We start from the raw sequence: 19,447 nt of genomic DNA, 5'->3' as shown, positions 1-19,447 counted from the left end.
CATGAACCCGCTGGTCGCAGAGACAGAGTTCACGCTTTCGCACGGTGGCAACACCGTGCGGCTGCGCGCGTCTCTGCGGTCAGCACTTCGCCTTGAGCGCCTGCATGATGGCTTCGGCCCGCTGATCACCAAACTTGATCAGTTCGACACCGCCACCATCCGCGCCATGATCGAGATCGCCACAACCGATCACAGCGCCGCACAGCGCTTTCTTGCCTCGATCAGCACCGAACCGCTTCAAACCTACAAGCACGCTGTCACAGGCCCGCTATCGAGTCTGCTGGCGGCTTTCCTGCCCACACCCGCCACCGACACCACCAGCGCCGCGCCTAAAGGCAAAACCCTGTCGTGGGCTGACGCCTTCGCAGACCTTTACCGCATCGGCACGGGCTGGCTTGGCTGGACCCCGGCAGAGACGTGGCACGCCACGCCAACCGAGATCACCGAAGCCCTCGCTGGGCACATCGCCCGCCTAGAGGCCATCCACGGCACCGCTGCCGACAAGGATGACACCACCCAAACCGATGCACAGCGCGAAGCCAATATCGCCGCTGGCCTCGATCCCGACTTTGACCGCACGGGCCTCGAAGCCCTGCGCATGATGCAATGAGGACCGCCATGCCACGACCCCCACACCTCTGCAACTGTGGCCGCACCGTCGCGCACGGCACCCGCTGCGCGTGTCAGATCGCCAGCACCCGCGCCCGCAACGCCCGGTTTGACGCCAAGCGCCCCACAGCCCGCCAGCGTGGCTACAGCCGCAAGTGGGAACAGGCCCGCCTAGAGTGGCTGTTCCATCATTCATGGTGCGTGATGTGCGGCAAGGCGGCAACCGTGGTGGATCACATCAAGCCGCATGGTGGCGACCAAAGCTTGTTCTGGGATTTTAGAAATTGGCAATCGCTTTGCCAGCGCTGCCACAACAGCGACAAGCAACGTCAGGAGCGCAGAGCATGAAGCGCTCCATCAAGCCACCCGTCAAGCGCACCATCAACACCGACGCCATCACCCACAACGGCGAAACCCTGACCATCACGCAATGGTCAAAACGCTCTGGCGTCCCGGCGTTCAAGATTTACAGCCGCCTCGCCTTGGGGTGGTCAGAGGCCGAAGCCATCACCCGGCCGAAGCAGGTTGTGACTGACAGCACGTCATCCGCGCCAAAGCTGATCACCCACAACGGCGAAACCCTGAACGCTGCTGACTGGTCGAACCGCACGGGAATATCCCGCGTGCTTATCCTGCAACGTCTTGCACGCGGCTGGACGCCAGAGCGCGCCCTCACACAAGACGCACGGCAGACGGCAGACGCACCAGTGCAGCGGGGGTGGGTAACGACTTCCACCCTATGAAGGGGACCGGCGGGGGGAGGTTCTTACAAGAGACACCCGAAATAAGTTTTTCACCCACAGAGCAGGTTAAACCATGACATCACTTACACCTCTTAGCCTGCTGAAATCGCAGTTGAATATCGAACATGACCTCGATGATGTGTTGTTACAGCACAAGCTGGAAGCCGCCGAAGGTTATTGCGCGAGCTACATCGGCGGCTGGATTTACGACCCGGCACCCGCTGCAATCACGCAAGCCGTGCTGATGATGGCGGCATACTGGTATGAAATCAGGGAAGCCGCGACCGTGGGCGGCAATGCTTACGCAATCCCCTTCGGCGTGCATGATCTTTTGCAAGCCTACCGTCAGTGGGTGGTGTAAGATGGCTTCGCAATCATTTGACCTTGCAGCACAATCACGCGCTCTTGCGAAACGACTTGAAGCTATCCCGGCTGAGATCGTGGCGCACGTTCGGCCCGCGCTTGTGCAGGGTGCGGAAGATCTTGCCGCGACCATGCGCGCGCTGGCACCGCAAGACGAAGGCGACTTGATCGCCTCGATTGCAGTCACGCCGCCCGGTGGCACCACGCCGCCATATGCCGCTGGTGGTGGCAAGCGCACCGCTGCCGAAAACCAAGCCCTTGTTACCGTGGGCAACCCCGATATGCGCCACGGCCATCTGCAAGAATTTGGCACCGTAAACCACGAGGCACAGCCGTTTATGCGCCCGGCCGAACGTCTGACCCGCGCCAAGTTCAAAGCGCGCATCGGCCGCGCCGTGGGTGCTGCCATACGCGCAGCGGCCAAAAACGGGAGTGCATCCGATGCTTGAGCCCACAGTAGCCTTCCAAGACGCTGTTGCAGCCGCGCTGGTGGCATCGCCAGAGGTGCTTGCGCTGGTGCCAGTGGCGCATGTTCGCGCAGGTTCGACCCGGCCCGACAAGACGCCGTGCATCATCCTTGCGGGTGCGCAGACCGAATATCTTGGCCGCGCGCCCGTATCGCAGCACGTCGCGCGGGTGTTCCTCGATCTGCATATCTGGGCGATTGAAGACGGTGCCGAGACGGCCAAAGCCATCGGTATGGCGGTGCTGCAAGCCCTGATCGACGCCCCTGCTGGTGCTGGCTTTGCCGTTGACGACTACGCCAAGCCCCGCACGATATGGCTGCGCGACCCCCAACCTGACCTTTCGTATGTGCATGGCGTGATGACGCTGGAAGCGGTCATCCGGTGGGGGTTCTGATCATGGAAGCAGGTAAACTAGACAGAATTATCACCGTTCAACGCGCAGTCGAAACCGGGCTACCCGGCAGAGTCCCGGCAATCACCTGGACGAATTTGCTGACCGTTCGAGCCGAGGTGCGTGAACAGAACGCGGATGAAATCGCCACAGGCTTCGGTCAAGCCGAGGCCGAGACTCTGGTGTTTATCGTGCGCTGGCACCCTACACCGATCACCACAGGCGACCGTATCCTGTTTGAAGGCCGCAGCTATGACCTGAAAGCCATCACAGAGATCGGGCGGCGCGACGGCTGGAAGCTGCGCGCCGTAGGGGTGCAGCCATGAGCCTATTCATAGAACATCCATATGCTTCGTTCACTGTCTGCTGGTCGAACCACCACACCGGATTGCTCGTCATAGGTGCAAACCACCATGTTTCCGCCCTCTGCCGGGGTCATAACCTCAAACACAAATTGTCCGTGTTTTTTCCAAGAGCGTCCCAAAGAGTATTCACCTTTGGTTCCCTTCTTTTCCTCGACATCTTTTATCCAATCAACGCAGATCGAGCCATATGCGGTTCGTTCTCCGGCAGTGACTTTGTCGGCACTTGCCGCCGCCAACTGCGTTTCGGCGCTGCTGAGACTAGCTTTAAGACTTGTCAGATCATCGGCGTTTTGCTTGACAATGAAACCCAAAATCCCGGCGGTCAAAATCGACGCAAAAAGTATGAAGTCTTTCATCTAGGCTCACTGGTTCACTTATCTGGTGGAGGCAATGCTGCGGACACTAAGTGTCAAGGTGCAGCATGAGCGTTCATTCCAGAGGTATCAAGCCCACTCTTTCCCCGGATGATGACGCCCTGTCGAAAGCGCCACCCGTGCCGTCATGGCTGTCGGTGCAGGCGAAAGCAGAGTGGAAGCGTATTATGCCGCAACTGATCGCGCGGCAGATCATCACCCGCGCCGATCTGGCGGGGGTGGAAAATTACGTCACCTGTATTGGCATCATCCGGCAGATCGAGACAGACCGCCAAACCGCTGGCGGCATAATCGACGCAAAACTGTTTGGCGTTCTCAATCGCGCAGCGCAGACCGCCCGCCAGTTGGCAGCCGAGTATGGTTTGACACCCACAAGCCGCGCCCGCATCGGCAACAACGTCGCCGATGATGACGACGCAGACAACCCGCTGGCGGTGTAGCATGACCGCAAGCACCTACCCGGCATGGATTTACGACAACAGCCCGATCCCGGACCCGTTCGGCTTCGGTGAACGTGCCGTGCGTTTCTTGCGCCTGTTGAAGCACCCAAACAGCACCTTGCCGAAGCGCGCTTTCCAGCTTTTCCCGTGGCAAGAACGTATCGTGCGGCGCATCTACGGCCCGCGCCATCCCGATGGCAGCCGTATCGTGCGCAACGTGTTCTTGATGATCCCGCGCGGCAACCGCAAGACCAGCCTCGCCGCCGCGCTGGCGTTGTTGCACACCATCGGCCCGGAAAAGGTGCCAGCCGGACAAGTGATCTTTGCCGCCAGTGACCGCGAACAAGCAGGCATCGGCTTTCGTGAAGCCGCCAATATCGTTCGGGCCGACAAGCGGCTGGTGGCAGCAACGCGCATCTATGACGCCCACAACAGCGCCAAGAAAATCGTGCTGAAAGCGCAGGACGTGACCCTGATCGCCGTTTCCAGCGACGGCGGCGCGCAGCATGGTAAGACCCCATCCTTCACCCTGATTGACGAAATCCACGTCTGGAAAGGCCGCGACCTCTGGGAAGCCCTGAAATCCGGCATGGTGAAGGTGGATCAAAGTCTGACCGTCATCGCCACGACCGCAGGCCGGGGTTCTGAAAACCTAGGGGCAGAGCAATACAGCTACGCGCGCCGGGTGGCTTTGGGCGAAATCGACAACCCGGAATATCTGCCGATCATTTTTGAGGCCGGACCCGATGACGATTGGCAGGATGAAGCGGTATGGCAGCGGGTGAACCCCGGCCTTATCCACGGCTTTCCGAGCCTAAGCGGGCTGCGCGCAGCGGCCAAAGAGGCCGAAGGCCGACCATCTGACCGCTACGCCTTCCAACAGTTCAACCTCAATCTGTGGATGGCACACAGCCGCAGCCCGTTGTTTGACCTCGACACCTACGACGCCCGCTGCTTTGCCGACGACCTGACCGACCTTGAGGCGCTGCCGTGCTGGATTGGCGTTGATATGTCTATCAGTGGCGACCTTACGGCGGTGGTGGCAGCCTTCCTGCATGATGACGGGCAGATCACGGTCAAGCCGTGGTTCTTTGTTCCCGGTGATGACCTGAAAGAGCGTGGCGACCGCGACGGGGTGCCATACGAACGGTGGCGTGATGAAGGTCTGATCACCGCGGTTCCCGGCCCGATTATTGCACCCGCCGCGGTTGAAGATTGTGTGCGTGAACTTTGCGGGCGGTTTGACGTGCAAGAGGTGGCCTTTGACCCGCACCTCGCGCGCGTCACCATGCAGCACCTCTATGATGACGGCATCCCTACGGTGGAAATGCGCCAAGCACCTCTGACGATGGGTGTAGCGGCTGGCGACCTTGCGCGCACCGTGAACGGGCATCTTATCAGGCATGACGGCCACCCGGTGCTTCGCCATCACTTCGCCAGCGTGGTTGCCAGCCGCAACGACACTGGCCTGATCAGGATGCACAAAGGCAAGAAAACCGACCGCATAGACGGCGCAATCGCCGCCGCTATGGCCGTGTCGCGCGCCTGCGCAGCCGAAACCAACCAATCAGCTTACAACGCCGCCGATGCGGACCTGTTCACATTCTAGGAGACACCGCTATGACCGACGTAAACCTTCCCGGCCTCGTTATCCCTCTTGAGGCACGCATCGACGGCCTCGAACGCGCCCTCAAGAAAGCGAACGGAGCGCAAAAGAAGTTCTCGACTGATATGCAGCGGAACGCCAAAAAGTCAGCCGACGCTATGGCGAAAAGCTACGAGGCGGCTGGTGGTCGCATGGCGAAGGCGTTCAAGGGTATCGCCTTGCCGAAGATAGCACTTCCTGCAATCGCCGCCCTAAGTGTTGCCGATGCTGTTGCTAACACCCGCCAGATCGTGCGCGGCATGGCCGAGATCGGTGACGCCGCCAAGCGCGCTGGGGTGAACGTCGAAGCCTTCCAAGAATGGCAGTTTGTCGCTGATCAGAACCGCATCGGCATCGACGCCCTCACTGATGGGTTCAAGGAACTGTCTTTGCGCGCCGATGAATTTATCCAGACAGGCAGCGGTTCGGGCGCGGATGCGTTCAAGCGGCTTGGCTTTAGCGCCGTGGACCTTGAAAAGAAGCTGAAAGACCCGTCCGCGCTGATGCTTGAGATCATCGGGCGCATGGAAGGGCTGGACAAAGCGGCACAGATCAGGATTGCCGACGAAGTGTTTGGCGGTTCCGGGGGTGAACGCTTTGTCGAATTGCTGGACAAGGGGCAAGCCGGCATCTCTGCGCAGATCGCCCGCGCGCGCGATCTGGGGCTGGTGCTGGACGAAGGCGCGGTGAAGAAGGCAGGCGAGCTAGACGCCAAGTTTTCCGAAGTCGAAACCCGGCTGGCGTCTGTTTGGCGCACAGGCGTTGTCGAAGCTGGATATTTCTTCGGCCTGATCGACCGCGAGACGCCGAAGTTGACCTTTGACCCGGTGGACACCGCGCGCCTTGTCGGCAAAGGCACCAGCGACCGCTTGGCCGATATGCCAGAGGTGCCGCAAGACGCGCTTGAACAGATCGAAAGCCTCAAGATCGAGTATGGTGATCTTGCAACCGAGGCGCGGCTGCTTGTTCCGGCTTTGAGCGATGCGTCAAACATGATGCGCGGTTTGGGCGACGAAGCTGCCGCGCAGGCGTTCACTGGCCTCGCCACGCACATCGGTGATGCTGCGCGGGAATTTGAAGCTGGCACCATTAGCGGCGAAGCCTACGCCGAAAAGCTGAAGGACGTGGTGACAGAGGCACAAGACACCCTGACCGCGATGGGTGAACTTGATCAGGCGCGGCTGGCGGGCGTCATCGGGCAGGTTTCCAGCCTGCTTGAATGGATCGGCCTTCTGCCCGGTGCCGCAGCCGCTGCCCGCGATGCTGTCGCTGGCATCGCCCTCATGGACAGCGGAACGCCGCTGGCCTCTGGCGGTGATCTGTTGCCGCCCGAACCCGCATCGCCGCTGGCACCGACAACCAGCGTCAAGCCTAAGCGCGCGCCGAACGACCCTGACTTCGGCGTGCCAGACGCACCCAAACCCGGAGGGGGCGCTGGTGGTGCCGCCAAGCAAGATGACTTTGCAAAGGCGCTGGCCTCGATTCAGCAAGAAACGGCGGCGCTGGAGCGTGAAGCCGTGGTGATGCTGGCGGTGGCGGCTGGTGGCAAACAGTATGGCAACGCGCTGGAGTTCGCCCGCCAGAAAGCCGAACTGCTGACCGCAGCGCAACAGGCCGGAAAGCAGATCACGCCCGAACTGGAAGCGCAGATTGATCAGCTTGCGGCTGCCTACGCGACCGCAGGCCAGAACGCCGAAACCGCCACCGACAAGCTGCAACAGATCGAACAGGCCGGGGCGAAAGGCGCGCAAGCCTTGACCGACATTTTCATGTCGATGGCCGATGGCAGCATGACGGCGGGCGAAGCCCTGAAAGGTCTGCTGTTGCAGATGCTTAAAGTGGCTGCGCAGAAAAAGTTGATGGCGATGTTTGAAGGTGCTGGTGCGGGTTCGTTCATGGGCTGGATCGGCGGACTGCTGGGCTTTTCGGGTGGCGGCTTCACGGGGGCTGGCGGAAAGTATGAGCCGAAGGGAATTGTCCACGGTGGCGAGTATGTTTTCAGCAAGGCCAGCGTGAACCGCCTTGGCGTGGCAAACCTCGAAGGACTCCATAGGAGCGCGCTACAGGGCTATGCCGACGGCGGGGCGGTGGGTATGGCCAAAGCATCGGCACGGGCCTCTGGTGACTCTCTGCGCGAGTCTGGCGGGGTATCCGCCCCCAGCGTGACCATCAACGCGCCCGTGACAGTCACCGCCAGCGGTGGAACGCCAGAGCAAAATGCCGATCTCGCCAAGCAGGTGGCACGCGAAACCGAACTATCTATGCGGGCGGTGGTGCGTGACGAGATAGGTCGCCAGTTCCGGCCCGGTGCGATGCTGAACCGTAAAGGGTGACGATTAGGCTATGTATAAATGGGGTAGCGAACGGGGTTAACTAAAAATATCGAACGCGAGTTGCGCAGACCCAGAGCCAATTTCGGCTTGGATTAACTCCTTTGCTTTGGGTGATCTAAAAAACTTGTAATAAGAAAAAGATTGATTACTAATTGCGATCTTTGAGACAATTGCGTTTGCTTCCTCAATATATTTTGGAAAATCAGACTCCGGCGGGATCAACATTTGATCACGTCTGGCGAGTAGCGAAATACAGAACAGCATATGCCACTGGCTGTATGCTGAAAAGTCATCAACACGAGTAACTGTTCCGTGCGCTCTTATTGCTTCCATAGTGAACTCACGACTTGCACTAACTGCAATGAACAATTTAGCGATCAGAACAAGGTAGTTCGCATCGAGAGCGTCTGAAAATATTTCGTTGTAGTAGCGTGATGAGAAGATTTCATCTGAACTGGTTCTTGCTCTGTGCGGCTCACGAATATGGTAGGCAAGTATTGCCTGACCTAATTTTAGCGAATCGAATACTGCCATATCGGATTTTGACGAATACTGATTCTTCTTCCTCTCGTAAAGTATGCCACTGTTTAGAAAAACAGCTTCGATTTTCTTCTGGATAGCATCATTTGCACGCAGATCACGAGGGCCGATGCGTGCTTGGCTATTTGTTGCGATGGCAATACTGTTCGCAACGTCCGTTCGGCTCGAAGCAAATATTTTGACAAGAAGCACCAACGATGAGACTTTTACCGGGTCGACCTTATATGCCTCAAATAGTGAATAGGAGGTCTGAGCGCCGTTCACAATCTGAAAGTCAGTCAAATGAATCTTGGACCCCCGAATTGGCTGATGTGAAAAGTCCTTAGCTATAATAGTAATGCCGTTATTGAGATACCAAAATAGGTGGCTGTCATCGGCAAGCGCGCTTGCTTCGATTTGCTTGTTATAACCGCCGTCAATTCCTAGGAATCCGCGTATATTGTCATAAAATATGTGCCGCTTAATGGTCTGCAAATCATCATGACAGATTAACCGGACAAAAGATCCGGCATCTATATTTGCGATTACACCCCTTATATCACCGTCTGATCTCTCATATTTTTGCAGGTCAATACAGTCAAGCGTTCCTGCTTCTGCTATCCTGTCATCAGCCGAAATCATTGATATTACCGCAGAGTGCGATATTTCTTCAAATGTCACTATTCGGTGATCTGCGCAATAGGCACTCAATCTTTTTCTCTCAAGATCTGCAAGGCCGTTGGTGTTTGATGATAAAAATATCTTAAAATTAAGATGAGTTCCGGCGTCAACCAGTCCCCAAATATCATTGATTTTTTGGGCTAAGATTCCGTTTACACTTGCTATCAGGCCACTCGCTCTATTCATAATGTCAGAAATCAAGCTGCATATTTTGTCTATCTCTGCGCCCGGAAAGTTCCGTTGCGCACTGCTGATAGTTGTGGCGTATTTGAACTGAAAGATCGAGATCGTCGCCACACCGCCTTTCTCCTGAATGTATACTGCATCAGCGCCGCGATCATGGCCGCCATCGGTAATATGTGGTGATATTTCACCATCGCCATGTTCAGTCATAGACTCAAGAATGACGTGAGCAAATGCTCGTGAGTCCGTTTCTAAGCCGTTTCGTTTTTTGGTAAGTTCAACTCTGCTTTGAATTAGAGAATATTCTAGTTGAGTTATGTTTCTCATTCTGCCTTACCATGTATACTTAAAAATTCAGTAGGCACTGTGAGATTACAGAGTCAAGGGGTGTGTCAAAGCACGACCTCGCATACACCAACCGGGCAATGTGTTGTAATTTTACCATACCCCCCTTGCACGCCCACGCCCATCGCTTATCTCCATCTCGAAGCCTGCAAGCCGAGATCACCGATGCCTGACCTGTCACCACAACCCGCACAGTGCATAAACGTGCCTGTCACCATGAGCCTCGAAGATTTTGAGGCCGTTCTTGCCACGCTTTCCCGCCTGCAAAGCACCCCCATCCAGCCCGCAAATTTTGTCCACCCTGCAACAGTCACTTCTGTAAGCAAAATCAATGCACTTAGCACCCAAAACGAAGTGTTTGACCAGTTAGGCACCCACACCACACCTCAAGCCACCCCCACGGCACCCCCTGTAACATCACCACCCACAGCACGCAGCACACCCACAGGAACAGTCAGCACCACGCCGAAGGCATGGTTGAAGCTGTCACCAGAAGAAAAGTTCCGCGCCGCCATCAAGACCACACAGGCACGGGGCGGCAAAGCGGTTTCGTTGAACCTCTCGTTCGGGCGGGAAAGCGGCTCACTCCATTCAGAGAACCCTATGCGGAACCTGTCTAGGCGCATTACTGAGGCTTTGAAGGAACAGGGTCTGTCCGGTCTGCCGATGGCGCTGCACCTTGAGGTGTCACCAGAAGGGCGGCTGCACCTGCACGGCGTTGTTCTCGCTGCACCTGATCAGGAAGCCAAGGTGAAGAAGGCGCTGCGGCAGGGCGCTGGATACGTCAGAGGCCACGCTGGCAGCACACAGGTGAAGCTGGTGCGTCTGACCGATGGCGACCGCTGGCACCGCTACATCGCCAAGGATAAGCGCTACACCCTGAATGAACTCTATGACGATCGGCTGACCTACACCTCGCAGAGCCTTACCCGGCTGGCCCGTGATGATTACGAGGAACGGCGCAAGGCTCAAATAACGACTGCTACCCCGGCCAACCGCAATTCGTCGGTGAAAACTGCGAAAGCGGCCTTGCACTGAGAATCTCGATCACCTAGATTCTTGTCATCGGAAAGTTGCTTGCAGGCGTCTTTCCACTAATAGGGCGCATCCGTTCAGGTGCGCCCTTTTTCATTTCTATCCGAACTGTAGCTTTGATATTTTAGCGAATAACCAAATATGTAAATAACGAAAGACACTTTTGCATTTTTACAGTTTACAAAAAGTTTCTTTTATGTCTTGCACTGCGAATCGGGATCACCTAGATTAATTTTATCAGAGGAATTAAGGCACCTCTGGTTCTCCAGTGCCAAGCAGATGGGCGCAGCGCCGCAAGTCGCGCCCATCTGCAAATCCCCTCCATAAAACTAGAGTGAGAAACTCCATGATTGATCAGTATATCCCTACTGACCGTTTTGACACGCTTGTTGCGGCGCTTGTTAGCCTCGACCGTGACCATCCCGAATTTGAGAACAACGTGATCACCACGCTTGGCGAAGTAGGTGGTTTGTGGCCTGACACGCTGAAAGCCGAACTGGAAGCCTACGAGGCTGGGTTTGAGGCCGCACAGACTGGCATCCCGGCTGTCAGTAAAGATACCAACTTTCTGCGCGGTTACGCCGATGGCGCGTTCGACTTGGCCCGTTCAAAAGCCGCTTGACGCAAAAAAACAGATCACGGTTGCGGACATCACGGGAACGTGAACGCCCGCCAAGCGCAACGCTCGAATCGGCCGCTATAGGCTTTAGGGAAGCAAGACTTCAAAACATCGACAATCAAAAGGAACCCATTATGGGCACTGAGAACGCGCGACCAATGATACAAGAAACCAACACAATTACCATCTGCATGAACCAGAAGGAGTTCAACAGCTTCCTGCACGAGGCGCATGGCAACCCGATGGCAGACGGCGGTATGTGGAAGCGCCCTACGATCAGCGTGGAGCCGGAAATTGGTGCTTTCCACCTTATCGAGTTCTTCACCGAGTCGCTGATCGGCCCGATTGTCGCCATGCACGAGACGCACAGCTATGCCGCTTTGCAGGTGACGTTCTGGAAGCCGGGTGAAGGTATTTATCGCACGGTGGCCGATCTGATGGCCGAACGCCGTGGCGGCGCGCAGGTGGTAGCATGATGGATATGGAACAGGTTGCAGATGCTGAAACATCACTCAGCCCCTCAATGACGGCGTTCATCAGCGGTTATCGTGAACGGAAGCGCCGTGAGGCACTTGCTGCGCTTAACAATGAAGAACAAGCCCGTGTCGAAGTTGAACGTATCAAGGGCGATTTGAAGGCTGCACGGGTAAAGATGCGTCAAGCAATCGACGCAGCGAATGAAGCGATCCGCCGGACGGTGAACGTGCATGGCGAGGCCGCCTAACCTCGATCACAACACCACACGACCATAGCCCGCCCGGTTCGCGCCGTGGCGGGCTTTTTTGATGCGTCCGAGGTGGAGTCGAAAAGCCCGCGTGTTACACACACAAGACTGTAACACATTCGCCGACCGACGGTCCGCTAAGCGTATGATTTTACACAATATAATGAGTTGGCTGGGGCGGGAGGGATCGAACCTCCGTATGTCGGTACCAAAAACCGATGCCTTACCGCTTGGCGACGCCCCAACTACGGCGGTTATTAGCGAAGGCATCGGGGGGGTGCAAGGGGGTTTTGCGAAAATCATCATGTGGTTGTCAGGCGCGGGCCTCGCGGCGTATGAGGGGGCATGGAACAGGTTGATGTCATCGTTTTGGGGGCTGGCGCGGCGGGCATGTTCGCGGCCATTGAGGCGGGGAGGCGCGGGCGGCGGGTGTTGCTGGTCGACCATGCCAAGGCTGCTGGTGAGAAGATTCGCATCTCGGGCGGCGGGCGGTGTAACTTTACCAATTTGGGGATCGCGCCGGATCGGTTCATCTCGCAGAATCCGCGCTTTGCTTTGTCGGCGCTTAAGCGGTTCACCCAGTGGGATTTTATCGCGCGGATGGATGGCGCAGGGATTGCTTGGCATGAGAAGACCTTGGGGCAGCTGTTCTGTGATGGCTCGGCCAAGCAGGTTGTGGATATGCTGTTGGGCGATATGGCCCACACCGGGGTGATGCTGTGGCTGGGCTGTGGCGTGACCGCGGTACGGCAGGCTTCGACGGGGTTTGAGGTCGAGACCGCGCGGGGGGTGGTGCGGGCGGCGTCAGTGGTGGTGGCGACCGGGGGCAAGTCTATTCCGAAGATGGGCGCGAGCGGGTTCGGCTACCAGGTGGCAGAGAGTTTTGGACTGGCTTTGGTGGAAACCCGGCCCGGTTTGGTGCCGCTGACTTTCGCGGCGCAGGAGTTGGATTGGATGGTGCCGCTGGCCGGTGTGGCGGTGCAGGGGCGGGTCTCGGCGGGGAAGACCGGCTTTGATGAGGCGGTGCTGTTTACCCATCGCGGGCTCTCGGGGCCTGCGGTGTTGCAGGCGTCGAGCTATTGGCGTGAGGGCGATGAGGTGCGGTTGGATCTGGCCCCCGGACGGGATGTGACGGCGGAGTTGGGGCAGGCCAAGCGAGAGCAGGGCAAGCTGGCGCTGAGGACGGTGCTGGGGCGGATCGTGCCCGAGAAGTTGGCGCGGCATATCGAGGCCAGTCTGGCGATCACCGCGCCGATGGCGGAGTTGGGGCGGGGTGAGTTGGAGCGGGTGGCGGGAATGCTGCGGGACTGGCGGCTGCGGCCTGTGGGATCAGAGGGCTATCGGACGGCAGAGGTAACTTTGGGGGGCGTAGATACCGATGGGCTGGATGGGCGGACGATGATGGCGCGGTCCGTGCCGGGCTTGTTTTTTATCGGCGAAGTGGTGGATGTGACGGGGTGGCTTGGCGGGTATAATTTTCAATGGGCGTGGTCATCGGGCTGGGCTGCGGGGCAGGTGGCCTAAGGTGGTCCCAACTCGGGACCTTTTATTGTTGTTTTATATCAATGATATGACTGGGTGCCTTTAAGGGATTTTTAACACTTTCCCTAGAATCTGTCTGAAATGGTCCTCCTCTGTGCGCAAATATCCCGGGGGTAGGCCTGTATTTTCTGCGAGAAAAAACAGGCTAGGGGGCTGGCCCCCGCTGCTGATCAATCAACCAGCAACACTTCAAACGTGCAGGGGATCGGCCTTCGCCAAGCGGTCAAACGCCATCAGGCTGGTGATCAAGGCGGCCATCTGATCCAGAGGGATCATGTTCGGCCCATCGGAGGGTGCGGTATCCGGTGCTTCATGCGTCTCAATAAACACCCCCGCGATCCCCAACGACACTGCGGCGCGGGCCATCACCGGCGCAAATTCGCGTTGGCCGCCGCTGGAACCACCAAGCCCGCCGGGTTGCTGCACCGAATGGGTGGCATCCATGATCACCGGATAGCCGGTGCGCGCCATGATCGGCAGGCTGCGCATGTCGGTGACAAGGGTGTTGTAGCCAAAGCTCGCCCCGCGCTCGGTCAGCAGGATGCGTTCATTGCCCGTCGAGGCGAGTTTTTCGGCGACATTGGCCATGTCCCACGGGGCCAGAAACTGGCCCTTTTTGACGTTCACCACCGCCCCGGTCTTGCCTGCGGCCAGCAGCAGATCGGTCTGACGGCACAGGAAAGCTGGGATTTGGATGACATCAACCACCTGCGCGGCTTCGCGCGCCTGTGCGATGTCGTGAATGTCGGTCAGCACCGGGATGCCAGAGCCGCGCACGGCTTCCAGCACCTTGAGCCCGGCGGCCATGCCCATGCCACGGCGGCCCGACAGCGAGGTGCGGTTGGCTTTGTCATAGCTGGCCTTGAAGACATATTGCGCGCCGACAGCCGCACAGGCCTCGGCCATAACGCCAGCGATCATCTGGGCATGGTCCAGACTTTCCAGCTGACAGGGCCCCGCGATCACCAGCAGGGGCAGATCATTGCCGATACGAAGACCGCCTATGGCGACCTGTTTCATTGCGTTGTGCATCATCCCGAGGTCACCTGTTCATACAGAATAGCGATGGTCATGGTGATCATCAGATAAATCCCGATCAGGATCAGCATCACCACCAAAGTGGACTCGAAGGCACGCGGATAGGCGGCCTCATCGGCGGCAACCGGGTTGACCGAGACCGACAGATAGCGGGTCTGCCGATTGGCCTCATTGCGCGCCAGTTCCATCGCTTGCACCGATTGCGACAGCAACAGCTGACGCATCGCCACCTCGGCTTGCGCCACCAGCAGTTCAGATTGCACGCGTGCCAGCGACTGGCCGTTGGCGTCATTCTCTGTCAGTTTGGCGCGCAACTGTGCGGTCTGATCTTCCAGCGTCGCGATGCGGCGCTTCACAGGCTCCATCCGGGCTTGGTTCGGATTGGCGTTCGCTTCCATTTGCGCCAGCGACAGCTTTTCGGTGGTCAGCTGGGTGTCAAGCTGGCCAATCTGCGCGCTGATCAGGCTGACCTCGACCTCAGACGACAGGATTTTGTTTTTCTCCTGCAAGGCGACAACACGCTCATTGGCCTCGGCCAACTTGGCCTCGGCCTCATCATTGCTTTCTCGCGAGCCCAGCATCTGATCGTCGCGCACCTGTGCCGTCAGTTGATCGGCGCGTTCTTCGGCGTAACCGATCAAGGCTTTGGAGTATTGTACTGACAGTTCGGGATCTGGGGTGATCACATCCATCTTGATCAACCCTTCGGTCGGATCGTAGGAAATTTTCACAAACTTCTTGTAAGCCTTGTAGGTCGCCGATTGCGTGGCGTTGACATCAAGCCGCTGCAGCGGGTCGATGCTGGGGGCTGAGAACTGATTGCGAAAGCCGATGTCTTGATCCAGCCGCACCATTGCGTCCTGGCTTTGCAGATAGCCTTGGGCCGCAATCGAATCCTGCGAGGTTGCCATCGCCGAGCCTTTCAGCATCGAGCTGATGCCAGAGGGAGCCGCATCGTTTTGCTGAATGACGAATTCGCTGTGCGAGGCATACATCGGCGTGGCGATGGTATAGTAATAGATCGCCGCAAGAATGGTGGGCAGGCCGACAAACACGAACAAACGCGCCGCCAGCAGCAGGGATTTCTTGCGGCGGCGGGCGACGATATCGCGCTGGATTCTGCCAACTTCGGCAAAATGCGCCCGTTCCATCTGTTCTTCGGTCGAGGGCAGCTGGACCGGTTTGATGGTTTGCGGCAGTTGGATGCCATCGCCGCCGGGGGTCAGGATCAGCGCGCGTGAACCTGAGGGCGGCACCGGCGGACCGTCGCTGGAGGACACCAGTTCCAGCACCGAATTGGCTTGGAACGGGTCGATGCCTGCGTTGCGCAAGAGCCGCACCGCGTCAAAATCCGAAGTGGCGGGCAGGCCGTGTTTTTGCGCAAGCCGCCGGGCCATGCGCAACTGCCGACCCGTCAGGGATTCTTGCCGGATGGTGTCGATATCTTCGGGGGGACTTTTGGTGACAGGTTTGTTGGCGGTGGGGAAGGTCATGCCCGCGAAGCCATCGTCTTCTTCGGTGGGAAAGAAGGCGCGATCCCCGACGCGGGGTTGCGCCGGAGCCGCGGGTTTTGCGGCAGTTGGCTGCGCGGCTTTCGATGGGGCCGCTTTGGTGGCAGCCACGGTCAGCGGCAGCGGCAGCGGCGCGGGGGCCTGAACCGGATCGGGGCGACGGGTGCGGAAGCGCTGAACACTAAGTTTGGTAGTCATAAAGCCGCTTCGCCTCTTCTAAAGTTTCAAACATATACAACTGGCCATTGCGCAATACCGCGGCCGAGCGGCAGAATTTCTCCAGTGTCGAGGGCTGGTGCGACACCACCACCACGGTGGCGTTTTTCAAGCGCTGGCGCAGCACCTGACCCGCTTTGCGGTTGAATTCAACATCAGTGGAAGACGGCATGCCTTCGTCGATCAGGTAAATGTCAAACTCTAACGCCAGCATCAAAGCAAAAGAGAAGCGCGAGCGCATGCCCGAGGAATATTTGCCGATCGGTTGGTCAAAATATTCGTCGATGTTTGACAGCCAGCGGCAGAAGCTTTCGACATAATCGGGGTCGAGGCCGTAAAGTCGCGCGATGTAGCGGGCGTTTTCAGTCGCGGTGTGTTTCGACAGGATGCCGCCCATGAAGCCGAGCGGGAAAGAGATCCGCGAGGTGCGGATGACCTTGCCCTCATCGGGTTTCTCTAGCCCGGCCATCATGTTGATGATGGTGGTTTTGCCGGTGCCGTTTTTGGCGAGGATGCCCAGAGAATTGCCGACCTCAACGGTGAAAGAGGCGCGATCAAGGATCACCTTGCGCGACTTCCCTGTCCAGAAGGACTTGCTGACATTCTCAAACGCGATCATGGCTGCCCGTGACGGGTCTGCCTCCTGTCTGTGCACATCGGTATCGGCCAGCGCCCCCAGCCTTACCGAAGAAGTGTTAACGCTTGGTTCTTGGTGACGCGCAAGAGCCTACTACGGGTCTAATCCGGCTTTGAGGCATCATTATGTCGCATCCATGGACAATGGCGCAAGGTGGGGCGGTATTGGTGGGGGAAATTGTCTGCGCGCACGCGGATGTGATGCGTGGTGTGATGCGGGCGGATTGGGGTGCGGTGCGGGTCAGGCGGCGTTTCGCGTGCTGCATGAACGCCTTTCCCTGAGTGGTGCGCTGCGGGCGACGCCTTATTGGGAAGATGTCCAAGTGCTTATTGTGATCGGTAAGCGAAGCGCTGGCTGACAGCGGTGGGGGCTTCACACCCCCACACCCCCGTGGAGTATTTAGGCCAAGATGAAACGCAATTTTAGGCAAATTTTGGGGAATTTGTTAAGGTTGGTCGGCTTCTAGCGGCGGGTGAGGCGGGCAAGCAGCAAAGCGGCGGCGGCGGCGAGAAGCGAAAGTGCCAAGCCAAGGCGGGCGGCTTCGGCCATGCCGCCGCCGGGCAAAGCGGTGTCCAGAGCGAGGACCGGGACGGTGAAGCCTATCCCCAGCAGCATGGCGATCAGCAGCAATTCGCGCAGGGCGATGCCTTGCGGCAAGGTGCGGCGGGTGATGCGGGCCGCAAGCCAGCAGCCAAGCAGAAAGCCCAAGGGTTTGCCGATCCAGAGCGCGGCAAGCGTGGTGAGGGTGGTGGGGGCTGCGGCCGAAAGGTCAATACCACCGCGGGTCAGGCCAAACAGGAACAGCACAAGCGCAAGCGGGCGCACCAGCAGATGGGCGATGCGGTTGAGCGGGTCGTACAGAAAATTCTCGGCCTCGGCAAAAAATCCGAACGAGCGGTCTGCGTGCGGGATGGCGGGGATCACGGGCAGCAGGCCAAGCGCCGGGGGCAGACCTGCGGCGGCTACGCCGATGAAAGAGACGGCTGCGGCCAAGATATAGGGCCAAAGCATCAGGCCCCGGCGACGGGCGGCTTCGGAGGCGTTCAGGCGTTGGCGGCGGCCATAGAGCGCCCAGACGCCAAAGCTGGCGAGCAGCGGCAGCGCGAGCCAGCCCAAGCGGAAAAAACCACCACTGGGGTAGGACAGACCCAGCACCAAGAGGCCGAGAAAATCGCAGGCGATGGTGACCAGCAGCAGCACATGCAGGGCGGGGTGGTTTGGGCCGAACACCCGGCGGCCCAAGACATAGCCGAGCACCACGTCAGAGCCGAGCGGGACTTGCCAGCCGATGCCAAGGCTGGATTCGGCGGCGGTTTCGATCAGCGCGCTGGTGAGTATCCAGACAAGGGCTGCACCCAGTGTCGCCCCAATCACACCGCCAAGTGGGACTAAAGATTGCGGGCCAGACAGCGCGCCACGCTCTAGGATCAGCGCCTCCCACAATTCCTTACCGACGAAGAACATGAACAATGCCATCAGCCCGTGAGAGGTGAGCGAGGCGGGGGTCAGGGCCGGGCTTTGCAGCGACCATTGCGTCAGCCAAGCTGGCAGCAGATTGGTGAAAAAGGCGGGCGCGTGCAGATCAGCGATGCGTCCTTCAATGAAATCATAGTAACTTGCGGCATCCAAGTTAAGCCAAAGCGTGGCGGCAAGGATGCCAAGACAAAGGGCTAAGGCGAAATGGCGCATGAAGAGCGAGACACGATACATAGCAGGATTCCGGGGCGGCACGGGTTTTGTCCCTCCCTATCTGGGGGGCAGTGGCGTCACAATCGGGATTTGACGGAAGTCTGCGAGTGTTGCTGCGCTGTTGCGGTGCGGCGTTTGTGGCGGTAGCGATGGCAAAATGGAGGATGTGATGCAAAGTCTCGATCAGGCTTATGGCGCGATGCAGGCGGGGGACGCCTCGGCGGGGTTGCGGTTTTACCGGCTGCTGGCGGATGCCACCTTGTTCCTGCTGCTGGAGCGCGAGGCGGAAGACGCGCGGGTGGACCCTAAGGTGTTCGATCTGCCGGACGGCCCGGTGTTGCTGGCATACGATTCCGAGGAAAGGTTGGCGGTGATGGCGGGCGGGGGCGGGGGCCTGCCTTATGCAGCCCTGCCGGGGCGGTTGATTGCGCAGCAAATGCTGGGGCAGGGGCTGTCGTTGGGGCTGAACTTTGGCACTGGCGCTGTGTCAGAGGTGTTGTTGCCGCCAGAAGCCTTGCGCTGGCTGTGCGAGATGTTGGAGGCGGCGCCTGTCGAGGTCGAGGCCACACCTGCGCAGTTTTTCGCACCGAAGGGTCTGCCAGAGGCATTGAGCGATGCTTTGACGTTTACGCTTGGCGGCGCGGCTGGCTTGGCGCGGGCGGCGCTGCTGGCGGGGGTGCGCTATAGTGACGGGCGGCTGGGCCATATGCTGGCGGTGATGGATGCGCGGCCGGGGGCCGAGGAGGCTTTGGCGCGGGCGCTGTCGGAGGCTTTGGTGTTTTCCGGGCTGGAGGCGGGGGAGTTGGATGTGACGTTTTTGGCCTCAAGCGATGCGGTAGTGGTCGCGCTTGCGCGGGTGGCGGTGGTGTTTGAGGTGCCGGATCTGCTGGTGCAGGCTGCAGTGGAGCGGGCGGCACCGGGGATGGACGGCAAGCCGCCGCGCTTGCGGTAAACCGCTGGGGGTTTCACACCCCCAGA

General features: G+C 58.8%; 22 protein-coding genes, 1 tRNA gene and 1 pseudogene. 16 read left to right on the top strand and 8 right to left on the bottom strand.

Annotation, left to right across the window (positions count from 1 at the left end):
• The first annotated feature begins 1 nt into the window (after position 1).
• From Q7V03_RS18445 to Q7V03_RS18415, 7 genes are all read left to right on the top strand, one after another.
• Positions 2-610, top strand: a complete 609-nt coding sequence (locus Q7V03_RS18445) for a hypothetical protein (RefSeq protein WP_304927057.1) — start codon at positions 2-4, stop codon at positions 608-610.
• A gap of 8 nt (positions 611-618) precedes the next feature.
• Positions 619-957, top strand: a complete 339-nt coding sequence (locus tag Q7V03_RS18440; protein ID WP_304927056.1) for an HNH endonuclease signature motif containing protein — start codon at positions 619-621, stop codon at positions 955-957.
• Complete coding sequence (locus Q7V03_RS18435) at positions 954-1,352, top strand: hypothetical protein (protein WP_304927055.1); 399 nt, start codon at positions 954-956, stop codon at positions 1,350-1,352. Before Q7V03_RS18440 ends, Q7V03_RS18435 begins: the two co-directional genes overlap by 4 nt.
• A gap of 73 nt (positions 1,353-1,425) precedes the next feature.
• Positions 1,426-1,713 carry a head-tail connector protein gene (locus tag Q7V03_RS18430; protein WP_304927054.1) on the top strand — a complete coding sequence of 96 codons (288 nt, stop codon included), beginning with the start codon at positions 1,426-1,428 and terminating at the stop codon, positions 1,711-1,713.
• Between the two features lies 1 nt (position 1,714).
• Positions 1,715-2,164: an HK97-gp10 family putative phage morphogenesis protein gene (locus Q7V03_RS18425; RefSeq protein ID WP_304927053.1), complete on the top strand. Its 450-nt coding sequence runs from the start codon at positions 1,715-1,717 to the stop codon at positions 2,162-2,164.
• On the top strand, positions 2,157-2,576 hold the full coding sequence (locus Q7V03_RS18420) for a DUF3168 domain-containing protein (protein ID WP_304927052.1): 420 nt from the start codon (positions 2,157-2,159) through the stop codon (positions 2,574-2,576). The genes Q7V03_RS18425 and Q7V03_RS18420 overlap by 8 nt, the downstream gene beginning before the upstream one ends.
• 2 nt (positions 2,577-2,578) lie before the next feature.
• The gene (locus tag Q7V03_RS18415; RefSeq protein WP_304927051.1) at positions 2,579-2,899 is read left to right on the top strand and encodes a head-tail adaptor protein; all 321 of its coding nucleotides are present in this window, start codon (positions 2,579-2,581) and stop codon (positions 2,897-2,899) included.
• Positions 2,900-2,901: 2 nt separating this feature from the next.
• On the opposite strand, the gene Q7V03_RS18410 is transcribed toward Q7V03_RS18415, so the two are convergent.
• Entirely contained in the window at positions 2,902-3,294 is a 393-nt protein-coding gene (locus Q7V03_RS18410) for a hypothetical protein (protein ID WP_304927050.1), read from the bottom strand.
• A gap of 65 nt (positions 3,295-3,359) precedes the next feature.
• Between Q7V03_RS18410 and Q7V03_RS18405 the strand changes: the two genes are divergently transcribed.
• From Q7V03_RS18405 to Q7V03_RS18395, 3 genes are read left to right on the top strand one after another with little or no spacing between them, the layout of a single operon-like run.
• Positions 3,360-3,752, top strand: coding sequence for a phage terminase small subunit P27 family (locus Q7V03_RS18405; protein WP_304927049.1), 393 nt, complete (start codon positions 3,360-3,362; stop codon positions 3,750-3,752).
• A gap of 1 nt (position 3,753) precedes the next feature.
• Complete coding sequence (locus Q7V03_RS18400; RefSeq protein WP_304927048.1) at positions 3,754-5,361, top strand: terminase large subunit; 1,608 nt, start codon at positions 3,754-3,756, stop codon at positions 5,359-5,361.
• An 11-nt stretch (positions 5,362-5,372) separates the two neighbouring features.
• On the top strand, positions 5,373-7,730 hold the full coding sequence (locus Q7V03_RS18395; protein ID WP_304927047.1) for a phage tail tape measure protein: 2,358 nt from the start codon (positions 5,373-5,375) through the stop codon (positions 7,728-7,730).
• A 36-nt stretch (positions 7,731-7,766) separates the two neighbouring features.
• Here the strand turns inward: Q7V03_RS18395 and Q7V03_RS18390 are convergent, their stop codons facing one another.
• Entirely contained in the window at positions 7,767-9,440 is a 1,674-nt protein-coding gene (locus Q7V03_RS18390; protein WP_304927046.1) for an AIPR family protein, read from the bottom strand.
• Positions 9,441-9,674: 234 nt separating this feature from the next.
• Here Q7V03_RS18390 and Q7V03_RS18385 point away from each other — a divergent pair, with 234 nt between their 5' ends.
• The 4 genes from Q7V03_RS18385 (at position 9,675) to Q7V03_RS18370 (ending at position 11,836) form a co-directional block, all read left to right on the top strand.
• Positions 9,675-10,496, top strand: a complete 822-nt coding sequence (locus Q7V03_RS18385) for a hypothetical protein (protein ID WP_304927045.1) — start codon at positions 9,675-9,677, stop codon at positions 10,494-10,496.
• 343 nt (positions 10,497-10,839) lie between these two features.
• Positions 10,840-11,115, top strand: a complete 276-nt coding sequence (locus Q7V03_RS18380; protein WP_304927044.1) for a hypothetical protein — start codon at positions 10,840-10,842, stop codon at positions 11,113-11,115.
• A gap of 131 nt (positions 11,116-11,246) precedes the next feature.
• Complete coding sequence (locus Q7V03_RS18375; RefSeq protein ID WP_304927043.1) at positions 11,247-11,588, top strand: hypothetical protein; 342 nt, start codon at positions 11,247-11,249, stop codon at positions 11,586-11,588.
• Complete coding sequence (locus Q7V03_RS18370; protein ID WP_304927042.1) at positions 11,585-11,836, top strand: hypothetical protein; 252 nt, start codon at positions 11,585-11,587, stop codon at positions 11,834-11,836. Before Q7V03_RS18375 ends, Q7V03_RS18370 begins: the two co-directional genes overlap by 4 nt.
• A 169-nt stretch (positions 11,837-12,005) precedes the next feature.
• Here Q7V03_RS18370 and Q7V03_RS18365 read toward each other — a convergent pair.
• A tRNA-Gln gene (locus Q7V03_RS18365) sits at positions 12,006-12,080 on the bottom strand.
• Positions 12,081-12,181: 101 nt separating this feature from the next.
• Between Q7V03_RS18365 and Q7V03_RS18360 the strand changes: the two genes are divergently transcribed.
• A complete protein-coding gene (locus Q7V03_RS18360) occupies positions 12,182-13,360 on the top strand; it encodes an NAD(P)/FAD-dependent oxidoreductase (RefSeq protein WP_304927041.1) in 1,179 nt (392 codons plus the stop codon).
• A gap of 207 nt (positions 13,361-13,567) precedes the next feature.
• Here Q7V03_RS18360 and kdsA read toward each other — a convergent pair whose 3' ends face one another.
• From kdsA to Q7V03_RS18340, 5 genes and pseudogenes are all read right to left on the bottom strand, one after another.
• A complete protein-coding gene (gene kdsA / locus Q7V03_RS18355) occupies positions 13,568-14,398 on the bottom strand; it encodes a 3-deoxy-8-phosphooctulonate synthase (protein WP_304927102.1) in 831 nt (276 codons plus the stop codon).
• 11 nt (positions 14,399-14,409) lie between these two features.
• Positions 14,410-16,125 carry a capsule biosynthesis protein gene (locus tag Q7V03_RS18350; RefSeq protein ID WP_304927040.1) on the bottom strand — a complete coding sequence of 572 codons (1,716 nt, stop codon included), beginning with the start codon at positions 16,123-16,125 and terminating at the stop codon, positions 14,410-14,412.
• A 126-nt stretch (positions 16,126-16,251) separates the two neighbouring features.
• Positions 16,252-16,299, bottom strand: a complete 48-nt coding sequence (locus Q7V03_RS23950; protein WP_370651168.1) for a hypothetical protein — start codon at positions 16,297-16,299, stop codon at positions 16,252-16,254.
• Between the two features lie 31 nt (positions 16,300-16,330).
• Positions 16,331-16,762 (bottom strand): annotated as a pseudogene (locus tag Q7V03_RS18345) (ABC transporter ATP-binding protein); the annotation flags it as partial.
• Positions 16,763-17,242: 480 nt separating this feature from the next.
• Positions 17,243-18,490 carry a Na+/H+ antiporter NhaA gene (locus Q7V03_RS18340; protein WP_304927038.1) on the bottom strand — a complete coding sequence of 416 codons (1,248 nt, stop codon included), beginning with the start codon at positions 18,488-18,490 and terminating at the stop codon, positions 17,243-17,245.
• A 148-nt stretch (positions 18,491-18,638) separates the two neighbouring features.
• On the opposite strand from Q7V03_RS18340, the gene Q7V03_RS18335 reads away from it, so the two are divergent.
• A complete protein-coding gene (locus Q7V03_RS18335; protein WP_304927037.1) occupies positions 18,639-19,421 on the top strand; it encodes an SseB family protein in 783 nt (260 codons plus the stop codon).
• Positions 19,422-19,447: the final 26 nt, after the last annotated feature.

Origin of the sequence: Cypionkella sp., assembly GCF_030652235.1 — a bacterium.
In the GTDB taxonomy this organism is placed as follows: Bacteria; Pseudomonadota; Alphaproteobacteria; order Rhodobacterales; family Rhodobacteraceae; genus Cypionkella.
This window is presented reverse-complemented; position numbering and strand designations above follow the sequence as displayed.

What these genes read in the sequence shown, in the direction of transcription:
- Q7V03_RS18445 (WP_304927057.1), top strand. Translation starts at nt 2, where the DNA reads ATGAACCCGCTGGTCGCAGAGACAGAGTTCACGCTTTCGCACGGTGGC.
- Q7V03_RS18440 (WP_304927056.1), top strand. Translation starts at nt 619, where the DNA reads ATGCCACGACCCCCACACCTCTGCAACTGTGGCCGCACCGTCGCGCAC.
- Q7V03_RS18435 (WP_304927055.1), top strand. Translation starts at nt 954, where the DNA reads ATGAAGCGCTCCATCAAGCCACCCGTCAAGCGCACCATCAACACCGAC.
- Q7V03_RS18430 (WP_304927054.1), top strand. Translation starts at nt 1,426, where the DNA reads ATGACATCACTTACACCTCTTAGCCTGCTGAAATCGCAGTTGAATATC.
- Q7V03_RS18425 (WP_304927053.1), top strand. Translation starts at nt 1,715, where the DNA reads ATGGCTTCGCAATCATTTGACCTTGCAGCACAATCACGCGCTCTTGCG.
- Q7V03_RS18420 (WP_304927052.1), top strand. Translation starts at nt 2,157, where the DNA reads ATGCTTGAGCCCACAGTAGCCTTCCAAGACGCTGTTGCAGCCGCGCTG.
- Q7V03_RS18415 (WP_304927051.1), top strand. Translation starts at nt 2,579, where the DNA reads ATGGAAGCAGGTAAACTAGACAGAATTATCACCGTTCAACGCGCAGTC.
- Q7V03_RS18410 (WP_304927050.1), bottom strand. Translation starts at nt 3,294, where the DNA reads ATGAAAGACTTCATACTTTTTGCGTCGATTTTGACCGCCGGGATTTTG.
- Q7V03_RS18405 (WP_304927049.1), top strand. Translation starts at nt 3,360, where the DNA reads ATGAGCGTTCATTCCAGAGGTATCAAGCCCACTCTTTCCCCGGATGAT.
- Q7V03_RS18400 (WP_304927048.1), top strand. Translation starts at nt 3,754, where the DNA reads ATGACCGCAAGCACCTACCCGGCATGGATTTACGACAACAGCCCGATC.
- Q7V03_RS18395 (WP_304927047.1), top strand. Translation starts at nt 5,373, where the DNA reads ATGACCGACGTAAACCTTCCCGGCCTCGTTATCCCTCTTGAGGCACGC.
- Q7V03_RS18390 (WP_304927046.1), bottom strand. Translation starts at nt 9,440, where the DNA reads ATGAGAAACATAACTCAACTAGAATATTCTCTAATTCAAAGCAGAGTT.
- Q7V03_RS18385 (WP_304927045.1), top strand. Translation starts at nt 9,675, where the DNA reads ATGAGCCTCGAAGATTTTGAGGCCGTTCTTGCCACGCTTTCCCGCCTG.
- Q7V03_RS18380 (WP_304927044.1), top strand. Translation starts at nt 10,840, where the DNA reads ATGATTGATCAGTATATCCCTACTGACCGTTTTGACACGCTTGTTGCG.
- Q7V03_RS18375 (WP_304927043.1), top strand. Translation starts at nt 11,247, where the DNA reads ATGGGCACTGAGAACGCGCGACCAATGATACAAGAAACCAACACAATT.
- Q7V03_RS18370 (WP_304927042.1), top strand. Translation starts at nt 11,585, where the DNA reads ATGATGGATATGGAACAGGTTGCAGATGCTGAAACATCACTCAGCCCC.
- Q7V03_RS18360 (WP_304927041.1), top strand. Translation starts at nt 12,182, where the DNA reads ATGGAACAGGTTGATGTCATCGTTTTGGGGGCTGGCGCGGCGGGCATG.
- kdsA (WP_304927102.1), bottom strand. Translation starts at nt 14,398, where the DNA reads ATGAAACAGGTCGCCATAGGCGGTCTTCGTATCGGCAATGATCTGCCC.
- Q7V03_RS18350 (WP_304927040.1), bottom strand. Translation starts at nt 16,125, where the DNA reads ATGACTACCAAACTTAGTGTTCAGCGCTTCCGCACCCGTCGCCCCGAT.
- Q7V03_RS18340 (WP_304927038.1), bottom strand. Translation starts at nt 18,490, where the DNA reads ATGTATCGTGTCTCGCTCTTCATGCGCCATTTCGCCTTAGCCCTTTGT.
- Q7V03_RS18335 (WP_304927037.1), top strand. Translation starts at nt 18,639, where the DNA reads ATGCAAAGTCTCGATCAGGCTTATGGCGCGATGCAGGCGGGGGACGCC.